This window comes from Paraburkholderia acidipaludis NBRC 101816 (genome assembly GCF_000684975.1).
Classification (GTDB): Bacteria; Pseudomonadota; Gammaproteobacteria; order Burkholderiales; family Burkholderiaceae; genus Paraburkholderia; species Paraburkholderia acidipaludis.
The window spans coordinates 103,363-124,307 of sequence record NZ_BAXZ01000014.1 but is presented as its reverse complement, the minus strand read 5'-3'; the positions used below and the strand labels follow the sequence as shown (position 1 = coordinate 124,307).

General features: G+C 66.9%; 17 protein-coding genes. 7 read left to right on the top strand and 10 right to left on the bottom strand.

Annotated features, from left to right (window positions below; translation table 11 throughout):
* Nucleotides 1-54: 54 nt before the first annotated feature.
* The 5 genes from BAC01S_RS16705 (at nt 55) to ubiA (ending at nt 3,192) form a co-directional block, all read left to right on the top strand.
* A complete protein-coding gene (locus tag BAC01S_RS16705; RefSeq protein ID WP_027795801.1) occupies nt 55-1,014 on the top strand; it encodes a hydrogen peroxide-inducible genes activator in 960 nt (319 codons plus the stop codon).
* A 159-nt stretch (nt 1,015-1,173) separates the two neighbouring features.
* The gene (locus tag BAC01S_RS35810) at nt 1,174-1,296 is read left to right on the top strand and encodes a hypothetical protein (protein ID WP_281175917.1); all 123 of its coding nucleotides are present in this window, start codon (nt 1,174-1,176) and stop codon (nt 1,294-1,296) included.
* A 99-nt stretch (nt 1,297-1,395) separates the two neighbouring features.
* A complete protein-coding gene (locus tag BAC01S_RS34655; protein ID WP_156954432.1) occupies nt 1,396-1,554 on the top strand; it encodes a hypothetical protein in 159 nt (52 codons plus the stop codon).
* 176 nt (nt 1,555-1,730) lie between these two features.
* A complete protein-coding gene (locus BAC01S_RS16690; RefSeq protein ID WP_027795800.1) occupies nt 1,731-2,219 on the top strand; it encodes a Dps family protein in 489 nt (162 codons plus the stop codon).
* A gap of 109 nt (nt 2,220-2,328) precedes the next feature.
* On the top strand, nt 2,329-3,192 hold the full coding sequence (gene ubiA, locus BAC01S_RS16685) for a 4-hydroxybenzoate octaprenyltransferase (protein WP_027795799.1): 864 nt from the start codon (nt 2,329-2,331) through the stop codon (nt 3,190-3,192).
* An 18-nt stretch (nt 3,193-3,210) separates the two neighbouring features.
* On the opposite strand, the gene proC is transcribed toward ubiA, so the two are convergent.
* The 6 genes from proC to BAC01S_RS16655 form a co-directional block, all read right to left on the bottom strand.
* Nucleotides 3,211-4,026: a pyrroline-5-carboxylate reductase gene (gene proC, locus BAC01S_RS16680; RefSeq protein WP_027795798.1), complete on the bottom strand. Its 816-nt coding sequence runs from the start codon at nt 4,024-4,026 to the stop codon at nt 3,211-3,213.
* A 15-nt stretch (nt 4,027-4,041) separates the two neighbouring features.
* Nucleotides 4,042-4,740 (bottom strand): YggS family pyridoxal phosphate-dependent enzyme, encoded by a 699-nt coding sequence (locus tag BAC01S_RS16675; RefSeq protein ID WP_027795797.1) that lies wholly within the window; start codon nt 4,738-4,740, stop codon nt 4,042-4,044.
* Nucleotides 4,741-4,917: 177 nt separating this feature from the next.
* On the bottom strand, nt 4,918-6,147 hold the full coding sequence (gene glcF / locus BAC01S_RS16670) for a glycolate oxidase subunit GlcF (protein ID WP_027795796.1): 1,230 nt from the start codon (nt 6,145-6,147) through the stop codon (nt 4,918-4,920).
* A gap of 18 nt (nt 6,148-6,165) precedes the next feature.
* The gene (gene glcE / locus BAC01S_RS16665; protein WP_027795795.1) at nt 6,166-7,254 is read right to left on the bottom strand and encodes a glycolate oxidase subunit GlcE; all 1,089 of its coding nucleotides are present in this window, start codon (nt 7,252-7,254) and stop codon (nt 6,166-6,168) included.
* Between the two features lie 108 nt (nt 7,255-7,362).
* Nucleotides 7,363-8,856 (bottom strand): FAD-linked oxidase C-terminal domain-containing protein, encoded by a 1,494-nt coding sequence (locus BAC01S_RS16660; RefSeq protein WP_027795794.1) that lies wholly within the window; start codon nt 8,854-8,856, stop codon nt 7,363-7,365.
* 54 nt (nt 8,857-8,910) lie between these two features.
* Complete coding sequence (locus BAC01S_RS16655) at nt 8,911-10,326, bottom strand: FAD-binding oxidoreductase (RefSeq protein ID WP_027795793.1); 1,416 nt, start codon at nt 10,324-10,326, stop codon at nt 8,911-8,913.
* A gap of 194 nt (nt 10,327-10,520) precedes the next feature.
* Here BAC01S_RS16655 and BAC01S_RS16650 point away from each other — a divergent pair, with 194 nt between their 5' ends.
* Both BAC01S_RS16650 and hmpA read left to right on the top strand, forming a co-directional pair.
* The gene (locus BAC01S_RS16650; RefSeq protein ID WP_027795792.1) at nt 10,521-11,093 is read left to right on the top strand and encodes a cob(I)yrinic acid a,c-diamide adenosyltransferase; all 573 of its coding nucleotides are present in this window, start codon (nt 10,521-10,523) and stop codon (nt 11,091-11,093) included.
* A gap of 115 nt (nt 11,094-11,208) precedes the next feature.
* Entirely contained in the window at nt 11,209-12,447 is a 1,239-nt protein-coding gene (gene hmpA, locus BAC01S_RS16645) for an NO-inducible flavohemoprotein (RefSeq protein ID WP_407667938.1), read from the top strand.
* Nucleotides 12,448-12,552: 105 nt separating this feature from the next.
* Here the strand turns inward: hmpA and aroG are convergent, their stop codons facing one another.
* The 4 genes from aroG to BAC01S_RS16625 form a co-directional block, all read right to left on the bottom strand.
* Nucleotides 12,553-13,626, bottom strand: coding sequence for a 3-deoxy-7-phosphoheptulonate synthase AroG (gene aroG, locus BAC01S_RS16640; protein WP_027795790.1), 1,074 nt, complete (start codon nt 13,624-13,626; stop codon nt 12,553-12,555).
* Between the two features lie 428 nt (nt 13,627-14,054).
* Entirely contained in the window at nt 14,055-15,521 is a 1,467-nt protein-coding gene (tldD, locus tag BAC01S_RS16635; RefSeq protein WP_027795789.1) for a metalloprotease TldD, read from the bottom strand.
* Between the two features lie 80 nt (nt 15,522-15,601).
* Nucleotides 15,602-16,441: a carbon-nitrogen hydrolase family protein gene (locus BAC01S_RS16630; RefSeq protein ID WP_027795788.1), complete on the bottom strand. Its 840-nt coding sequence runs from the start codon at nt 16,439-16,441 to the stop codon at nt 15,602-15,604.
* Between the two features lie 115 nt (nt 16,442-16,556).
* Complete coding sequence (locus tag BAC01S_RS16625) at nt 16,557-20,870, bottom strand: YhdP family phospholipid transporter (RefSeq protein ID WP_027795787.1); 4,314 nt, start codon at nt 20,868-20,870, stop codon at nt 16,557-16,559.
* Nucleotides 20,871-20,945: the final 75 nt, after the last annotated feature.

Below are 20,945 nucleotides of genomic sequence, written 5' to 3'. Positions count from 1 at the left end.
TAGGTGTATAAGTACAAACTATTGATTCACCTTTTCTGATTGGTCCCCAAAGAAATGACGCTCACTGAACTGAAATACATTGTCGCGGTTGCTCGCGAGCGCCACTTCGGACGGGCCGCCGAAGCCTGTTTCGTCAGCCAGCCGACCTTGTCGGTGGCGATCAAGAAGCTCGAAGACGAATTGAACGTGCAGATTTTCGAGCGCGGCACGAGCGAAGTGAGCGTGACGCCCATCGGCGAGCAAATCGTGACCCAGGCGCAACGCGTGCTCGAACAGACGCTGGCCATCAAGGAAATCGCCAAGCAGGGCAAGGATCCGCTAGTCGGCCCCTTGCGTCTGGGCGTGATCTACACGATCGGGCCGTACCTGCTGCCCACGCTCGTCAAGCAGATGATCAAGCGCGTCCCGCAGATGCCGCTGATGCTGCAGGAGAACTACACGCTCAAGCTGATCGAGCTGCTCAAGCAGGGCGAGATCGACGTGGCGATCATGGCGCTGCCGTTCCCCGAGACTGGCCTCACCTTGCGAGCGCTCTACGACGAGCCGTTCGTCGTGGCGCTGCCTTCCGGCCACGCGTGGGAACAGCGCGAGAAGATCGATCCGGACGACCTCAAGCAGGAAACCATGCTGCTGCTCGGCAGCGGGCACTGCTTCCGCGATCACGTGCTGGGCGTGTGCCCGGAGCTGATGCGCTTCTCGCAGAACGCGGACGGCATCCAGAAGACTTTCGAAGGCTCCTCGCTGGAAACGATCCGGCACATGGTGGCGAGCGGTGTCGGCATTACCGTGCTGCCGCGCATGTCGGTGTCGGAGGTGAGGCCGCACGCGGGCGGCGTCGATTCGGGGCTGCTCTCTTACGTGCCGTTCGACGAGCCGGTGCCGGACCGGCGTGTGGTGCTCGCCTGGCGCAAGAGCTTTACGCGGATGCCGGCCATCGAGGCGATTGTCGATGCCATTCACGCCTGCGATCTGCCCGGCGTGAAGAAAATCGAGGCGCCGGCAGAGGTTGCCTGACGCGTGATCTGCCTGGCTGGCGCCCGAACGACTCAAACGGGAATTGGCCCCGAAAGTCTGCGGCTATCTGATTTATAAAATAAATCAAATTAAGTTAATGGATAGCCGTTGCTAGACTTCTCCCCAGCGATACCCAATCGCATCCACCAGGAGGAAGTCATGCAAAGCAACGTTCCCAGCGTTTCAGTTCCCGCCGCGCTGCCGACCCCTGCGTCCCCGGTCTTTACCGGCCTGCGCACCGTCGCGTTTTCGCTGCTCGTCGACCGCGCGTTGAGCGCCTGACGGCTCGAGCCGCCGTCCACCTTTGCACGACAGCCGAACTTTCCCGCAGCGACAGCCTTGCATGAAACAGGAGAAACGATCGTGACCCGAGTGATGACAATGACGCTCCACGCCGCCGGTTTTGGCCGCGCGGACGATGCCCGCGAGACGTTGGAGCGCGCGACCTTCATGCTGCGCCGGGGCGCCGGCCTCGCGATTTTTGCGGGCGGCGTGGCCGTGCTGATCGTGGAGGCGATCGTGCGCCTTCACGGCGGCTGATCTGGCGGGAACGCGCGCTGCGGTTCCCCTGTCCGACAGAGAGGGCCAGATGAGCGTATCTATCTGGCTGTATTCAACGATAATCCGACGTCCGTTCAACCCTACGCGGGTCGCCGCCGGCCAGGCGCGACCGGAAGGGTTCCCAAGGTTCGTCACACTACCAACAAGGAGTCGTCATGGCCAGGAAAGCAACCGTGCAGCACGTGAATATCGGTATCAGCGACAAGGATCGCAAGAAGATCGCGGAAGGCCTGTCGCGCCTGCTCGCGGACACTTACACGCTCTACCTGAAGACCCACAATTTCCACTGGAACGTCACGGGGCCGATGTTCAACACGCTCCACCTGATGTTCGAGACGCAGTACACCGAACTGGCCACCGCGGTCGATGCGATCGCCGAGCGCATTCGCGCGCTGGGCGTGGCCGCGCCGGGTAGCTACAAGGAGTTCGCGAAGCTCTCGTCGATCCCGGAGGCGGACGGCGTGCCGGCGGCCGAAGAGATGATCCGCCAGCTCGTGGAAGGCCAGGAAGCCGTGGTGCGTACTGCGCGCGCCATTTTCCCGGCGACCGAGGCGGCCCACGACGAGCCGACCGCCGACCTGCTCACGCAGCGCATGCAGACGCACGAAAAGACGGCGTGGATGCTGCGATCGATGCTGGCGTAGGCGGCATAGGCGGCATAAGTGACATCGGGCGGGCGCGGGTCCGTGCGCGAGGCGGCGGCGGGCTGCCGCGCTGGCCTACAATAGCGGCATCGTTTTTCCCGCTACGATCATGTTCGCCCGACTCCCGCTCTATCTGCGGCTTGTCCGCATGGACAAGCCGATCGGCAGCCTGCTGCTGCTATGGCCCACGCTCAACGCGCTCTGGATCGCCTCGAACGGTCGTCCGCCGCTCCCGCTGATCCTGATCTTCGCGGTGGGCACCGTGCTGATGCGCTCGGCGGGCTGCGCGATGAACGACTACGCGGACCGCGATTTCGACCGCTACGTGAAGCGCACCGCGGAGCGGCCGATCACGTCGGGTCGCATCCACGCGTGGGAAGCGGTGGTGATCGCGGTGGGGCTCGCCTTCGTCTCGTTCCTGCTCATCCTGCCGCTCAATACGCTGACGAAGCAGCTTTCGGTCGTGGCGCTGTTCGTGGCGGCGTCGTATCCGTTCACGAAGCGGTTTTTCGCCATTCCTCAGGCGTATCTGGGTATCGCATTCGGCTTTGGCATTCCGATGGCGTTCGCCGCCGTGCAGGATCACGTGCCTACGCTGGGCTGGATCATGCTGCTGGCGAACGTGTTCTGGTCGGTGGCCTACGACACCGAATACGCGATGGTCGACCGCGACGACGACATCAAGATCGGCATTCGGACTTCCGCCCTGACGTTCGGCCGCTCCGACGTTCTCGCCATCATGCTGTGCTATGCCGTGACGCTCGGCATCTACGTCTGGATCGGCATCGCGCTCGGCTTCAGCGTGCTCTACTGGATCGGCTGGGCCGCGGCGGCGGGCTGTGCCGTCTATCACTACACGCTCATCAAGGGCCGGGAGCGGATGCCGTGCTTCGCCGCGTTTCGCCATAACAACTGGCTGGGCGGCGTGCTGTTCGCGGGGATTGCCGCGCACTACATATTCGCGGCAACCTGAGGCGCGCGGCCGGCCGGCTTACTGCTTGCCGAATTCTTCGCCCATTTCCTTCGCACGCGAGTCGGCGGCCAGCGCGCCGCGCACGATCGCATCCTTGATCCCCGACGCATCGAACGAGGCCAGCGCGGCGGCCGTCGTGCCGCCCTTCGAGGTCACGCGCTCGCGCAGCACCGAAGGCGGTTCGTCCGATTGCAGCGCGAGCTGCGCCGCGCCCGTGAACGTGGCGATGGCGAGCGCGCGCCCCTGCTTTTCGTCCATGCCGAGCTGACGCGCGGCCTCTTCCAGCGCCTCGATGAAATAGAACACGTAGGCCGGGCCGCTGCCGGAGATGCCCGTTACGGCGTCGATCTTCGACTCGTCGTCGAACCACACGGTTTGTCCTACCGCGCCGAGCACGTCGGAGGCGAGCTGGCGGCCCGCCGCATCCACGCCGCCGCTCGCGACGAGACCCGTTGCGCCCATGCCGATCAGCGCCGGCGTGTTGGGCATCGTGCGGACGATGCGCGCATGGCCGCCCAGCCAGCGCGAGAGGTCCTCGATACGGATGCCGGCCATGATGGTGATCACGACCTGATGCGGTGCGAGATGCGGTGCGAGCCCTTCGGCCACGGCCTTGGCGATCTGCGGCTTGACCGCGAGCAGCACGGCGTCGTACTGCGAGAGCGCCGCGTCGGCAGCCGCACCGGTGAGCACACCGAATTGTTCGGTATTGCGCTTGCGGACGTCCTCGTTCGGATCGATCGCATAGAGATTGGCGGCGCTCACACCCTTGCGGATCAGACCGCCGATGAGTGCGGCGGCCATGTTGCCGCCGCCGATGAAGGCAATTTTCATGATGATGGAAAGTGATCAGTGAGAGTAATCGCGTGCGCCGAAGACAGCGGTGCCGATCCGCACGATGGTCGCGCCTTCGAGCACGGCCGCTTCCAGGTCGGCCGACATGCCCATCGACAGGGTGTCCAGCGCGAGCCCCTCGGCGCGCAGCGCATCGAACAGTTCGCGCAGTTGCCGGTGCGGCGCGCGCTGCGCTTCAAGCGTGGATTCGGGTTCCGGGATCGACATCAGCCCCCGCAGCCGCAGATTGGGCAGCGCGGCGATCGCGCGGGCGACCTGCGCTGCGTCCTGTGGCGCGACGCCGCTCTTGGTGGCTTCGCCGCTCACGTTCACCTGCAGGCAGACGTTGAGCGGCGCCATGCCGGCGGGCCGCTGTTCCGAGAGACGCTGCGCGATCTTCAGGCGATCCACCGAATGCACCCAGTCGAAGCGTTCCGCCACGGGGCGCGTCTTGTTCGACTGCAGCGGCCCGATGAAATGCCATTCGAGCCCGGCGCGCAGATCGGCCAGTGCCTCGATCTTGTCCACGGCTTCCTGCACGTAGTTTTCGCCGAACGCACGCTGGCCGGCCGTATGCGCGGCTCGCACGTCTTCTGCGGGGAAAGTCTTCGAAACCGCGAGCAGCTCGACCGAATCCGGCTCGCGCCCGGCGTTGCGGGCGGCGGCGGCGATACGCTGGCGGACGGTTTCCAGATTATGGGTGAGATCGGTCATGGGGATGGGGCGGTCACCTTATTGGCGCGGTGGCCGTTGAAACGAACCAGAGCGAACGTGGGCAATGACTGTGGGCAATTATACGGACTGGACCAGACGCCAAACATAGGCCGAACGGCCGGCTTTTTGCGTGCTGCGTGAGGCGCTACGCTTGGAACGTGTTCGATCTCCCGGCGTTCAGTTCGCCGCCAGCATATGCTCCACCAGCTCGATCCAGTGTGTGACCGGAATCGTCGTGCCGCTCTGCAGGTGCGCGATACAGCCGATGTTCGCCGAGACGATCAGTTGCGGTTCGAGCGCCTTCAGGCGATCGACCTTCTGGTTGCGCAGCGCGTAGGAAAGGCGCGGCTGCGTGATCGAATACGTGCCGGCCGAGCCGCAGCACAGATGGCTGTCCGCAGGCACGCGCACGTCGAGGCCCAGCGCGCCCAGTACCTTTTCGACGCCGCCGCGCAGTTGCTGGCCGTGCTGGAGCGTGCAGGGCGGATGCCACGCCACGGTCTGGATGCCGCGCCGGCGCGCGGCCGCCACGAGTTCCTCTTCGAAGTCGGGCAGGATCTCCGAGATATCGCGCGTCAGCTCGGCGATGCGCCGCGCCTTGTCGGCGTAAGCGGGGTCGTTGCGCAGCAGGTGCGCATACTCCTTCACCGTCGCACCGCACCCCGAGGCGTTCATCACGATCGCTTCCACACCGGCTTCGACATGGGGCCACCAGGCGTCCACGTTGGCGCGCACGTCGTCGAGCGCCTCGTCCACGTAGCCCATATGCAGGCGGATCGCGCCGCAGCAGCCGGCCTGCGGCGCGACCACCGTTTCAATGCCGAGCGCGTCGAGCACGCGCGCCGTGGCCACATTGATGTTCGGCATCATCGAAGGCTGCACGCAGCCCGCGAGCATGAGCATCTTGCGCGCGTGCTTCGCGGTCGGCCAGGCGAGCACACGCTGGCGTACCGGCACCTTGTCGCGCAGGCGGCGCGGCAGGAGCGGGCGGATCTGCTGGCCAATGCGCATGGCCGGCGAGAACAGCCCGCGGCGCGGCAGGAAGCTGGCGAGCAGGCGCCGCACGATCCGCTGGCGCAGCGGCCGCGGGACCGTCTCTTCGGCATGCTTGCGGCCGATCTCGACGAGGCGCCCGTACTGCACGCCCGAGGGGCACGTCGTTTCGCAACTGCGGCAGGTGAGGCAGCGATCCAGATGCGTGAGCGTGTTCTTCGTCACCGTCGCGCCCTCCACCATCTGCTTGATCAGATAGATGCGCCCGCGCGGGCCGTCCAGCTCGTCGCCGAGCAACTGGTAGGTCGGGCAGGTCGCCGTGCAGAAGCCGCAGTGCACGCATTTGCGCAGGATCGCGTCGGCCTCGTCGCCGTCCGCCGTGTTCCGGATGAAATCCGCGAGATTCGTCTGCATTGCCGCGTGCCGGTGATATCAAAAGTCGGAGTACAGTCGGCCGCGATTGAAGATGCGGGCCGGGTCGAACGCGGCTTTCAGGCCGCGGTGGATCTTCATGAGCGGTGCGGGCAGCGGCGTGAACACGCCCGCGCTGCGGTCGTATGCGTGCCCCGTGCGGAACATCGTCGCGTGGCCGCCTGCCTGCTTGGCCGTGATGCGCACGGTTTGCGCGTCGGTTTCCGTGATCCACCAGCGCTGGGAGCCGCCCCATTCCATCAGTTGCGCGCCGGGCAGCTGCAGCGGCTCGGCGATCGAGGGCAGGGCGAGGCGCCAGAGCGCGGCGTTGGGCGCGATGGCCGCGAAGAACGGGTCGGTCTGCTCGCGCAGGCCGGCCCAGAAGCGTTCGGCCTCCACCGCGTCCACCACTTCGCCGCCCAGCGCCGCGCGCGCGGCCTTCACGGCGGTTTCCGCGCCCGCGAGCCGCACGGCGAGCGTGCCGTTGCGCCAGGCGCTTGCCGTCATGGGGAGAGGACGGCCGCCCCATTCATTGAGCTTGCGCACGGCGTCGGTGCCGTTCATGTCGAACTTGAGCGTCGTTTCGGACTGCGGCGCCGGCAGAACTTTGATCGAGAGTTCGAGGATCAGGCCGAGCGTGCCGAGCGAACCTGCGAGCAGGCGCGAGACGTCGTAGCCGGCCACGTTCTTCACGACCTGGCCGCCGAAGTGCAGCACTTCGCCATGTCCGTTCATGATCGCGGCGCCCAGCACGAAGTCGCGCGCCGCTCCCGCGAATGCCCGGCGCGGCCCCGCGATGCCCGCTGCAATGCACCCGCCGAGCGTGGCCTGCGTACCGAAGTGGGGGGGCTCGAAGGGCAGCATCTGGTCGTTCGCCGCGAGGGCCGCTTCGATTTCGGTGAGCGGCGTGCCGGCGCGCGCCGTGATCACGAGTTCGGCCGGGTCGTAGGCGACGATGCCCCGGTGCGTGCGGGTGTCGAGAATGGCGCCTTCGAGTGTCTGCCCGTACCAGTCCTTCGTGCCGCCGCCGCGTATGCGCAGCGGGCGGCCATCGGCAGTCGCCGCGCGTACGCGGTCCGACCAGACGGCGACGATGTCGTCCTCTTCCATGGCGTGATTGTCGTTGTCGTTCGTTCGATTGTACCGGCCGGTCCCGTGCTGGCAACCCGGAGCGGACCCGCATCGGGCGCTGCCTCCCGGGCAGCCCGTCCAGCGGGCCTAGAAGCGCGGCAGCTCGGGGTGCGGCAGCAGGTTCCCGCGCACGTGCATCCTGCCGTACTCGGCGCAGCGGGCCCGGGTGGGAATGCCCTTGTCGGGGTTGAGCAGCCCGGACGGATCGAACGCGCGCTTGACCGCGTGGAACGCGTCGCGCTCCTGCGGAGAGAACTGCACGCACATCGAATTGATCTTCTCGATGCCCACGCCGTGCTCCCCGGTCACGGTGCCGCCCAGCTCGACGCAGGTTTCGAGAATGTCGGCGCCGAAGGCCTCGGCGCGGTGCCACTCGTCGAGGTCGTTGCCGTTGAAGAGAATGAGCGGGTGCATGTTGCCGTCGCCGGCGTGGAACACGTTAATGCAGCGCAAGCGGTACTGCGCTTCCATGTCGTGAATGCGCGCCAGCAGCGGGCCGATGCTGCGGCGCGGCACCGTGCCGTCCATGCAGTAGTAGTCGGGCGAGATGCGGCCCGCGGCCGGAAACGCGTTCTTGCGCCCGGACCAGAAGCGCAGCCGCTCTTCCTCGGTGCGCGAGATCTGGATGCGCGTGGCGCCATGCTCGCGCAGCACGAGCACGGTGCGCGCGATTTCATCGGCCACTTCCTCGGGCGTGCCGTCGGATTCGCACAGCAGGATCGCGGCGGCGTCGATGTCGTAGCCCGCTTTCACGAATTCTTCCACGGCGCGCGTGGCGGGCTTGTCCATCATCTCGAGGCCAGCTGGAATGATGCCCGCCGCGATGATGCCGGCCACCGCGTCACCGCCTTTCACGACGTCGTCGAAGCTCGCCATGATGACCTGCGCGGTCTGCGGCCGCGGGATCAGCTTGACGATGACTTCGGTCACGATCGCGAACATGCCCTCGCTGCCGATCATCACGGCGAGCAGGTCCAGACCCGGTGCATCGGGCGCGAGCGAGCCGAATTCGACGATCTCGCCGTCCATCGTGACCGCGCGCACGCGCAGGATGTTATGCACGGTAAGGCCGTACTTGAGGCAATGCACGCCGCCCGAGTTCTCGGAGACGTTGCCGCCGATCGTGCAGGCGATCTGCGAGGAAGGGTCGGGCGCGTAGTAGAGGCCGTAAGGTGCGGCGGCTTCGGAGACCGCGAGATTGCGCACGCCGGGCTGCACGGTCGCCGTGCGCGCATAGGGGTCGACTTCGAGTATCCGGCGAAACCGCGCGAGCGAAAGCACGATGCCGTGCCGGATCGGCATGGCGCCGCCGGAAAGTCCCGTGCCCGCGCCGCGCGGCACGATGGGCACGTCGAGGCGGCGGCAGATCTGCACGATGCGCTGCACCTGCGACTCGGTTTCCGGCAGCGCGACCGCAAGCGGCAGGCGCCGGTAGGCGGCGAGCCCGTCGCACTCGTAGGCGACGGTGTCCTCTTCCCGATGCAGCAGGCAATGCGCGGGCAGTACCGCCATCAAGGTTTGCACCACTTCGCGCTGGCGTTGCGCGAGCACTTCCGGCGACACCTCGGCCGGTGCGTTCATGTGTCCTCCCGTTTGTCCACGCTGTTCCGCGCTGTTCCGTTGGCACCGCGGCGCTCAGGCCGCCCACGAAAAGATTTTGCCTGGATTCATCAGGTTGTGCGGATCGAGCGCATGCTTGATCGCGCGCATCGTGTCGACGGTATCGGCGCCGTGCTCTTCCACGAGGAAGTCCATCTTGTGCAGCCCCACGCCATGCTCGCCGGTACAGGTGCCGTCCATCGCGAGCGCGCGCTCGACGATGCGGCGGTTCAGGCGTTCCGCCTCGTCGATTTCTGCGGGATTGTCCGCGTCGATCAGCATCGCCACGTGAAAGTTGCCGTCGCCCACGTGACCGACGATCGGGCAGGGCAGCGGCGACGCCTTCAGGTCGGTTTCCGTTTCCACCACGCACTCGGCAAGGCGCGAAATGGGCACGCAGACGTCGGTCGTCACCGCGCGGCAGCCGGGCCGCAGCTGCAGCATGGCGAAGTAGGCGCTATGGCGCGCGTTCCACAAGCGGCTGCGGTCTTCGGGGCGTGTCGCCCATTCGAAGCCTTCGCCGCCGTTCTGCGCGGCAAGCTCCTGCACGAGCCGCGCCTGTTCCTCGACGCCCGCGGCCGTGCCGTGGAATTCGAAGAAGAGCGTGGGCGCCTCGCGCAGCGTAAGGTTCGAATGGCGGTTGATGGCGCGCACGGCGAGCGAATCGATGAACTCCACGCGCGCGATCGGTACACCCACCTGGATCGTCTCGATCACGGTGCGCACAGCTTCGGCCATCGATGGGAACGTGCAGACCGCGGCCGACACTGCTTCCGGCTGGGGATAGAGGCGCAAGGTGATTCCAGTGATGACACCGAGCGTGCCTTCGGACCCCACGAAGAGGCGCGTCAGGTCGTAGCCGGCCGACGACTTGCGTGCGCGCGTGCCGGTCTTGATGACGCGTCCGTCGGCCAGCACGGCGGTGAGCCCAAGCACGTTCTCGCGCATCGTGCCGTAGCGCACGGCGTTGGTGCCGGAGGCGCGCGTCGCGGACATGCCGCCAATGCTCGCGTCCGCGCCCGGATCGATCGGGAAGAAGAGACCCGTGTCGCGCAGCGCCTCGTTCAGCGCCTTGCGCGAGATGCCGGGTTCGACGGTGACGGTGAGGTCTTCCGCATTGATCGACAGCACGCGGCTCATCTGCGAGAGGTCGATCGAAACGCCGCCCTGCACGGCCAGCAGATGGCCTTCGAGCGACGACCCGTTGCCGTACGGAATGATCGGCACGCCGTATTGCGCGCACAGCTTCACGATGGCCTGGACTTCTTCGGTGCTGTGCGCGAACACCACGGCGTCGGGCAATTGCGGGTCGAAGCGCGACTCGTCGCGGCCATGGTGGGCGCGCACGGCTTCGGACGTGGAAACACGCTCGCCGAACGCACTGCGCAACTGGTCGAGGAGATCGGCGGGAAACGGGCGGCGTGCGGTGGCCGGCGGCGCGGGGTGATTCAACGGCGTCTCCTTCATCGGGGCATGTCTTGCTTATGCGTTGCTTGTACGTTGCTGCTGCGGCCCATTTTACGCCGAACGATGGTGCGCCTGCCGGCCCGCCCAATTTGCTGCGCTGCGTCAAACCTATAATGCCGGCAAGGCGCGTGCGGTGCGCGCCGCCCCGCCTCGGGGCCTTGCATGGGACACAAAACATCATGGGCAATCGGCTGAGCAAAATCGTTACGCGCACGGGCGACGACGGCACGACCGGCCTCGGCGACGGCAGCCGCATCCGCAAGGACGCCTTGCGGATCGCGGCTATCGGCGACGTCGACGAACTGAATTCGCAAATCGGCGTGCTGCTTTGCGAAACGCTGCCCGACGACGTGCGCGCCGCGCTCACGGAGATCCAGCATGATCTCTTCGATCTGGGCGGCGAGCTCTGCATGCCGGGACACACGGTCGTGACGGATGCGCATCTGGCACGGCTCGACGGCTGGCTGGTCCACTACAACGCCGCGCTGCCGCCGCTCAAGGAGTTCATCCTGCCCGGCGGCTCGCGCGCGGCGGCGCTCGCGCATGTGTGCCGCACCGTTTGCAGGCGCGCGGAGCGGACCGTCGTAGCGCTCGGAACCTCGTTACCGGCGGGCGAAACGCTTGCCCAAACACCGCGGCGTTATGTGAACCGGCTGTCCGATCTGCTTTTCGTGCTGGCGCGCGTGCTCAATCGCGCGCATGGCGGCGATGACGTTTACTGGCGTCACGACCGTGGCGGGTCGGCGGACTGAGGGGGCCGTCGGCGGCGGCCCCAACCGGGGCGTCGCCATGCGCCGCCGACGCTCCAATTTGTCCGCGAATTCCCATGCGGCAAAATGACCAGGGTATACTCGAACTTAAACATGTATCGTAGATGCATCTTTAAGCCGGAGAACCCGAATGACTGTGCTTACCGCCGACCAGATGGCCCTCGTCAAGGCCACGGCCCCCGTCTTTGCCGAACATGGCGCCACCATCACGAAGCACTTCTACAAGCGGATGTTCAATGCGCATCCCGAACTGAAGAATCTCTTCAACCAGACGCACCAGCAAAGCGGCAGCCAGCCCGAAACGCTGGCGCGCGCGGTCTATGCCTACGCGGCGAATATCGACAATCTGGGCGCGCTCGGCGGCGCAGTCACGCACATCGCCCACAAGCATGCGAGCCTGAACATTCGTCCGGAGCACTATCCGATCGTGGGGCGCCATCTGCTCGGCGCCGTGGTCGACGTGCTCGGCGATGCCGTCGATCAGCCTACGCTCGACGCATGGACCGCAGCCTATGGCCAGCTCGCGCAGATCATGATCGGCGCGGAGGCGGGTTTGTACGAGGGCGCGTCCTGGAGCGGCTTCCGGCCGTTCAAGGTGATTCGCAAGCAGGTCGAGAGCGACGAGATCACGTCGTTCTATCTCGCGCCGGCCGACGGCGCTTCCGCCGGCGGCTTCGAGCCGGGACAGTATGTGAGCGTGACGCGCTTCGTCGATCGCCTGGGCGTCGATCAGCCGCGCCAGTACAGCCTCTCGGACGCGCCCCACGGCCGCTGGCTGCGCATCTCGGTCAAGCGCGAGGCGGGCCGCGAGCAGGTCGAGCCCGGTCACGTGTCGAACCTGATGCACGACGGCGTCGAGGAAGGCGCGATCGTCCACGTGAGCGCGCCGATGGGCGAATTCACGCTCGACCGGAAAGCGGCAGCGCCTGTCGTGCTCATGAGCGGCGGCGTCGGCATCACGCCGATGGCGTCGATGCTCGCGACCCTCGTGGCCGAGGGCAGCGCGCGCCCCGTAACGTTCGTGCATGCATGCCGCAACGGACGCGTTCATGCGTTCCGCGACTGGCTGCGCGATGTCACCCGCGATCATGCGAACGTGCGCAGCGCCGTGTTCTATGAGGAAGTCGAGGCGAGCGACCGCGCGGGCGTCGATTACGACTACGCGGGACGCATGGACCTCGAACGGATCGAAGCGGCCGCGCTGCCGGCTGACGCCGACTATTACCTGTGCGGCCCCGTGGGATTCATGCGCGCGCAGCGCGAGGCGCTCGTCGCACGCGGCGTCGATCCGCAGCGTATCCGCACGGAAATCTTCGGTTCGGGCATGCTCGACTGAGCGGCATGTAAAAACGCCCGGCTGCAACGGCCGGGCGAACTGGAGCAAGACCCCGGCGCGACGCCGGGGTTGCCGTATTCACGAACGACGCGGCTCAGTTGTCGTTCAGTTACCGCTGCCGCGCGCCACGCGCCGCTGCCTGACGCTTTCCGCCAGCCCTTCCAGCACACCCACGCTTTCGTCCCAACCGATACAGGCATCGGTGATGCTCTGCCCGTAGGTGAGCGCGCAACCTTCCTTCAGATCCTGGCGCCCTGCCACGAGATGCGACTCGACCATCACGCCGATGATGCGCTCGTCGCCCGCGGCGATCTGGCGGCCGATGTCGGCGCACACGGGAATCTGGTTCTCGTGCTTCTTCGAGCTGTTGGCATGGCTCGCGTCGATCATGAGGCGCGCGGCGAGGCCTGCCTTGCCGATGTCGGCGCATGCCGCGTTCACGCTGTCCGCGTCGTAGTTAGGCGTCTTGCCGCCGCGCAGGATCACGTGGCAGTCCTCATTGCCGGCCGTCGAGACGATGGCCGAATGGCCCCCCTTCGTCACCGAGAGGAAATGGTGCGGCTGCGAGGCGGCCTTGATCGCGTCGACGGCGATCTTGACGTTGCCGTCCGTGCCGTTCTTGAAGCCCACCGGGCACGAGAGGCCCGAGGCCAGTTCGCGGTGCACCTGCGACTCGGTCGTGCGCGCGCCGATCGCACCCCACGAGATCAGGTCGGCGATGTACTGCGGGCTGATCATGTCGAGGTACTCGGTGCCGGCGGGCAGGCCCAGTTCGTTGATCGAGACGAGCAGTTCGCGCGCGGTGCGCAGGCCGTCGTTGATCTTGAAGCTGTTGTCGAGGTACGGGTCGTTGATGAGGCCCTTCCAGCCCACCGTCGTGCGCGGTTTTTCGAAGTACACGCGCATCACGATTTCGAGCTCGCCGGCGAAGCGTTGGCGCATCGGCTGGAGCTTCTGCGCGTACTCGACGGCGGCCTTGGTGTCGTGGATCGAGCATGGGCCGATGATCACGATAAGGCGGTCGTCCATGCCGTGCAGGATGCGGTGCAGCGACTGGCGGGTTTCGTAGATCAGGGTCGAGGCGGCCTCGGAGCACGGGAATTCGCGGATCAGGTGCGCGGGCGGCGTGAGTTCTTTCAGTTCCCGGATGCGGACATCGTCGGTGTTGTGCGGGGGCATGGTCGTTTTCTCCTGATCCTGTGTGTAGCGTGTGTCGGCGTCGATCAACGGTGGCGGCGCGGACGGTGCCTCAAAAAGCGGTTAGATGAAAATTGCGGCTCGTGGGTTTGGGGCGAAAGGACGAAAAAAAACCGCCAGGCTTGCTGGCGGTTTCTCGTGTATTCGGGGTTCTGCGCGTACTGTCAACCCTCTCGATCCGCCAGCGGTCTGAGATACCAAAAGAAGTAAAAGTAAAACTTCGTGGCGGTCATGGCGAAAAACTTGCTGGAACGTGAAGTTCGTCGAAAAGGGTGTTTGCCTTTATAACCCGATCATCCTCGGGCTGGCAAGCGCTGCACTGCAAAAATGCGTGATATCCGCGCAGTATGTAGTCAAGGCGCGGAAATCATGCACATGGATGCGGATTTTCCGCATCCATGTGCATGAAATCAAACCGTGCCGCCCACCGTCATGCGGTCGATGCGCAACGTAGGCTGGCCGACACCCACGGGCACGCTCTGGCCTTCCTTCCCGCACACACCCACCCCGGAATCGAGCTTCATGTCGTTGCCGATCATGCTCACGTACTTGAGCGACTCGGGGCCGCTGCCGATCAGCGTGGCGCCCTTGACCGGATAGGTGATCTTGCCGTTCTCGATCATGTAGGCCTCGGAGGCCGAGAACACGAACTTGCCGTTCGTGATGTCCACCTGGCCGCCGCCGAAGTTGACAGCGTAGAGACCGTTCTTCACGGAAGCGATGATCTCCTGCGGATCCTTATCGCCGTTCAGCATGTAGGTGTTGGTCATGCGCGGCATCGGCAGGGCGGCGTAGGACTCGCGGCGGGCATTGCCGGTCACGGGCATCTTCATGAGACGCGCGTTGAGCGAGTCCTGGATGTAGCCCTTGAGAATGCCGTCCTCGATCAGCGTCGTGCACTGCGTGGGGTTGCCTTCGTCGTCGATGTTGAGCGACCCGCGCCGATTGGGCAGCGTGCCGTCGTCGACGACCGTGACACCCTTTGCGGCCACCTGCTCGCCGATGCGTCCCGCGAATGCCGACGAGCCCTTGCGGTTGAAGTCGCCTTCCAGCCCATGGCCGATCGCTTCGTGCAGCAGCACGCCGGGCCAGCCCGGCCCGAGCACGACGGTCATCGCGCCGGCCGGCGCCGGGCGTGCCTCCAGATTGACGAGCGCGCTATGCACGGCATCGTCGACGTATTTCGAGAGGACGTCATCGGTGAAGTAGCCGTAGTCATAGCGCCCGCCGCCGCCGCCGTTGCCGATCTCGCGGCGGCCGTTCTGCTCGGCGATCACCGTGACCGAAACGCGCACGAGCGGGCGGATGTCCGCCGCGAGGGCGCCGTCGCTGCGGGCCACGAGCACGACGTCGTATTCGCCGGCGAGCGCCGCCATGACCTGGGTGATGCGCGGGTCGCGGCCCTTGGCCATCTGCTCGATGCGCTCGAGCAGCTTGACCTTTTCGGTGGCGTCGAGCGATCCCAGCGGATCGGAGGGCAGATACAGGTCGCGGCCCGCGATGCCCTTGAAGGCGCTGGCCACCTTGATCTTCTGCTTGCCGCCGCCTGCTTTCGCGATCGAGCGCGTGGCGAGGGCCGCCTGGCGGATCGCTTCGGGCGAGAGATCGTCCGAGTACGCGAACGCCGTGCGCTCGCCGGAGACGGCGCGCACGCCGACACCCTGGTCGATGCTGAAGCTGCCCGATTTGACGATGCCTTCTTCGAGGCTCCACGCTTCGCTGCGCGTGGCCTGGAAGTAGAGGTCGGCGTAATCGACGCGGTGAGTGAAAATCTCGCCGAGCGTGCGCGTGAGCAGCGTCTCGTCGAGGCCGTAGGGCGTGAGGAGCACGTCCTTGGCGGTCGCCAGATTGCGGATGCCGGGTTCGATGATGTTCATGCGTGCAATAGGGAGGATCAGTTTCGGTAAATTCGGGTGGTGAGCGGCTTTGTCAAGCCGTTGCGCTGCTCTTGTTGTGCTCAGTTGCAGTCGAGCATGCGATGTCGCCACGCGGGCAAACTCGCGCGCACGGCGGCGATGCGCGCGAGGTCGATGTCGCCGGCCACGACGCCGGGGCCTTCGTCGAGCACGTCCATCACTTCGCCCCACGGGTCGATCAGCATGCTGTGGCCCCAGGTGCGGCGGCCGTTCTCATGCTGTCCGCCTTGCGCGGCGGCCAGCACGTAGCACTGGTTTTCGACGGCGCGGGCGCGCAGGAGCGTCTGCCAGTGCGCGCGGCCTGTGGTGTACGTGAACGCGGACGGTACGACCATCAGCGCGCAGTCGCCCATGCGGCGGTACAGCTCGGGAAAGCGCAGATCGTAGCAGACCGACAGGCCGACGCGGCCAAACGGGGCTTCGAAGGTGCGCACCTCGCCACCGGGGCGGATCGTGCGCGCTTCGTCGAACGATTCCGCGCCTTTCTCGAAGTTGAACAGGTGGATCTTGTCGTAGCGCGCGACCTCTTCGCCGCGCGTGTCGAACACAAGTGTCGTGTTCAGCACGCGGTTTTCCTCGGGCAGCGGGTCGGGCACGCGCAAAGGCAGCGTGCCGCCGATGATCCACACCTTGTTTTTCAGCGCGGCCTCGGCGAGAAACCGCTGGATCGGCCCATCGCCGTAGGGCTCGCGGACCGCAAGCTTGTCGCTGTCCTTGTAGCCCATGAAGCAGAAATATTCGGGCAGTAACACGAGGCGCGCGCCGGCCGCGGCCGCTTCGGCGATCAGGCGCCCGGCTTCGGCCAGATTGCGCTCGCGATCGGGCGTGCTGACCATCTGCAGCGCGGCGACGCGAAATGGGGTAGTGGGGGAATCGCTCATCGACGGCGTGCGAGCTGGCTCGCGAAGTGGCTCATGGGAGACGCCGCCCGGTACGGCACCTGGCGTGACGCGCAGTGCGGCAAACAGGGCGGCTGGCCGGTACGGCGCGCACGGTTCAATGCGCCGTGGCCGGCGACTGCGCGTTCATCTTACCCTGATCGCCGTGCAGCCGCTCGACGTGCGGTTTGGCCCAGGAGCCCGTGATCGCGTAGTCGATCGCGAACGCCGACTCGACGGTGTGCGAGAGCGCGAAGTCGGCGACGAGCGCGCCAAGGCCGATGAGCGGATTGATGACCGCCGCGGCGATCACGCCGGCGCCCAGGCTGACGGTCGGCTCTACGTGCACGTGCAGGTCCTGGGTCTCGTGGGCGAGGTCGACGCTGCCGCTCATCTGGGCGCGGGCCGGTGCGGTGACGAGCTTGAAATCGTTCGTGCGGCCGACACCGTTTTCGATCACGCCCGTGCCTGTGACGCTCGTGAAGGGCAGGCCTTCGCCGATCACGTCGCGGAAATCCGTGCTCGCATAGCGCGCGAGGCTTTGCAGGCTCAGCACGCCGAGGAGCCTCGCCACGCCCGGATCGACCTTGAGGATCTGGCCATGGCGCAGATCGACGGCGACGCTGCCTTCGAGCGACGGGTAATCGATCTTCGTCGGGCCGCCGCGCCAGTCCAGCTTGCCGGACAGCGTGCCTTCGCCGCCCTTGAGCGTGCGCGGCTTGCCCGCGCGTGCGAGCAGGTCGCCCGCGTTCTTGATGTCGAGGCGGAATTCGAGCGCGGTGCGGCGCGGCGTCGCCGTTTCGAGGTCGGGGCCGATGTCGCCGATCGAGCGCCAGTTGCCCGTTGCGGCCAGGTGCGCGTCGGGATTGCTGAGGTCGAGCGTGTCGAGCTGCCAGACCGGCACGCCGTTCTCGTCGATATTGCGCGCGTTCACCTGCAGCCGGCCGAAGTCGCGGCCTCGCACGATCAGCTGGTTCACGACCAGGTCGATCGAGGGCATGTTCTGGGCGGGCTGCGAAATGGCCTGGCCGAGCAGGTCGTTTTCGGTCGCGGCGGGCACCACGAGGCGCGCAAGGCGTGCCTCGAGCGTGCCGGGCGAACCGGGAACGGCGCCGGGCTTCCAGGAGAGGTGCCCGGAAACCTGGTTCGAGGCGAGGTTGGCCTGCCAGTCGCGGCCGGTGCGCGTCGCGCCGACCACGACGTTCTCCCAGTGGCGTTTGAGCAGCGTGAGCGTGCCGACGTGCACCGCGAAGCGCGACGGCAGGAACTGGGCGAAGGCGCCGCCGGGCATGGGCGGGGTCGCGGCCGTTGATGAGGCGGGTTGCGCCGGGGCGGCGCCGCTGGCCGCGCTGCCGGCGGCATTGGCCGCAACCGTCTGCGCGCCGCTCGCCGGCGTCGCGGCCGCCGTGCTCGCCGCCGCTGCGCCGCGAATCTGCTGCACGACGCTGTGCCACGCGTCGGCATCGAAGGCGGGCATGTCGACGTTGGCGGTCACGCCGTCCGTCGGCAGATCGACGGGCCGGTTCATCGAGATCGCACCGCGCACCACGTCGGGCACGTGGCCCGGCACGCGCCGCAGCACATACTTCGCGGCGAACGGCCCGAGCGTCACGTCGGCGTGCTGGAACGCGGCGGGATTGCCGGCGTCGCTGCCGTCGCCCGCGCCCGGCTGCAGTTCGAAGCGCAGCGGCATCGGCGTTCCCGCGGTCTTGCCGAACGGCGCGGGCAGGTCGAGCGCGAGGTCGGTCAGGTCCGACGAGGCCTTCACGTCGGGCAGATGGCCCTTCGTGCCGCTCACGCTGAGCGCGTAGGGCGCCTGCCCGCTCAGGCGGCCCAGCACGGCCGCCGCCGTGCCGCGCAGGTTCAGGCCGCGCGCGGCATCCACGGCAACGTTGCCCGATACGTCGAGCGCATAGCGGCCGTCTTCGCTCAGCCCGCCGTTGGCGCGCAGGGCGCCGCCGAGGAAACGCGCGCTCAGCGCCTCGACCTGCGCACTGTGATTGCTGAAGTGGACCTTGCCCGTGAGATTCGAGACGGGCGGCACGTTGTCGGCCGTGAGCTGGTCGTTTTCGAAGCCGATCGTGCCCGCCAGCTTGACCTTGGGCTTGGGCACGCGCGGGATCGTGAGCTTGAGCGCCAGCGTTGCCGGTCCTTGCGCGCGCACCTTTGCGGTGGCGTGTTTCGACACATAGCCGATCGAGCTGTTGTCGGCATAGTCGAGCAGGTCGGCAAGCGGGCCGCGGCCGGCGCCGCTGATGAAGAGGTCGGATCCCTTCGTGCCGAGATCGTCGATGCGGCCGCTCACGTCGTGCAGAACGAAGCCGCGATAGTGGCCGCGCGCGACGTCGAAGCGCAGCTTGTTTTCGGCAAGCGTGAACACGCCGTCGATGCCGTCGAACGCGGGCCACACGTTCGGCGCGCCGTTCTTGAGCTTTTTCGGCGGGAACGGCGACGGGTCGAAGCGGCCGCCCGCGAACGGCGCGACGATGCGGAACTGGCCGGCATCGGGCGCGCGCGAGTAGGGGAACAGCGTGAGGTCGCCATGAATTTCCAGCGTGGCTCCCTTCGAGACGCCGGCCTGCAGGCCGTGGCCGAGGTAGGTGCGCACCTTTTCGGAGAGGCTCGTCGGCAGGTAGCGCGGGATGGCCTTGACCTGGGCCCGCTCGAAGTCCGCTTTCAGGTCCAGTGCGCCGCGTCCGTGGCCGGGGTTCGTGTAGTGCGCGGTCATCCTGGCGCGCGCGTCCTCGTTCGCGACACCCAGTTCCGAGACGTCCACTTCGAAGGCCTTGTGCGTGTCGCCGGCTTCGCGCCGGGGCGCGACGGTCCACTTGCCCGCGCCGTAAAGCCGGTCGAACGTGAGGCGCGGGTTGTCGAACACGCCCGGCAGCGTGACGGCGGCTTTGGTCGTGTCGAAGTTGATCGTGCCGTGCGCCTCGTCGGCGTCGATATGGCCCCAGAGGTTCTCGAAGCCGGGCAGGCCCGCGCGCGGGTGGCCGCGCGGCGTGAGGCCCGGCCCCGGTTCCTGGGCGTCCACGCTGATGCCCTGCAGGTCGGCCTTGAGCCGGTAGTGGACGATCGGCTCGGCGCTCGTCGCGCGTTGTTCGGTGGCGGCCTCGCCCGACTCCGGCGCCGCGCGTTCGAGCGCGAGGTCGTAGTTCTCGACGAGCCCCTGCGGATTGAAGCGGATCAGGGCGTTTTCCACGCGGCCCGGCAGCGGCAGCGCGCGCATGAACTCGTCCAGGATGCCGAGGTCGATGCGGTCGCCCGCCACGCTGAAGAGCTGGCCGTGCTGCAGCGACTGCTGTCTCAAACGCGCGTCGAGCGTCGTGAACGCGAGCGTGCGCACGAGCGGCGTGCCGTCGTCGAGCGGCGGCTGGCCGAGCTCGGCGCGAAAGTCCTGCAACTGCAGCGTGTAGTCGCCGGGCTGCACGCCCATGCGCCACTGGAAGTGCGCGACGGGCAGGTCGAGGCGCGGCTGGGTCGGACGCACCTGCAGCGAAACGGCGGTGCCGTCGACCACGCCGTTCGCCGACAGCAGATGGCCCGAGGCGAAGTGCGCCCAGATGGCGTTGTCGATGCGGCCTGCATAGGTGGCGATCGGGATCTTGACGTAGCGGGCAAGCGTGGGCAGATCGACGGGGCCGGTGGAGAGATAAGCGTTGCCGGTCCAGGCAACGGGTTTGCCCGCTTGCGACAGGCGCGCGTGGCGGAAGTGCGCCCGGAAGTCGAGCGGGCCGTCCAGTACGGTGCCCTCGCTCGGCGCCTGCAGCCCGACGCGGTGGTCGTAGCCGTCGTTGAGGATCGCGAGGCGGATGTCGTGCAGCGCGAGATCGGGCACGTCGCGCGTGGCGTCATGCCAGCGCAGCGTGCCGCCGCGCAGAATAATGGCCTGCTGGCGCATGAGCCAGGTCGTGAACGTGGCGTTGCCCGTATGAGCCGTGGGCACCGGCACGCCGGCCACCGTGAGCGTGCCGTCGTCCTCGCGGGCGATCAAGACGTCGGGGCGCTCGACCTCGACGCTCGAGAGCAGCAGCTCGAACGAGACGAGCGAGCGCCAGGAGACCGCCATCGTGGCATGCGGCACGTTCAGCGCGATCGCGCCATGGCGGTCGCGGATCGTGAGATCGGTGACGTCGATGCCGGGCTGGAAGCCTAGCCAGTGCGGCGCGAGCTTGCCGATGCGGAATTCCGCGTGGATCTTGCTGGAGACGAGGGCTTCGATGCGCGGCCGAATGTCGTTGACATAGGGCAGCACGATGTAGCGCAGCCCGAAGGTCAGCGCGGCGACGATGAAGTAGAGGACGAGCGCGAAGGCGGCCAATACGCGCAACGTGTGACGCAGCACCGGGTGATGGTGCTCGGGCGCATCCGGGGTCGCCCGGCTGGCATGTCCGGTTTGATGCGGGCCGGCGGGATCGTTTCGCTCGGACATGCTGCTGCGGGTGGGGTATGGTAGCGTTGCGTTCTGACCACGAAATGTATCACATAGGGGGGCGGCATCGGCCAT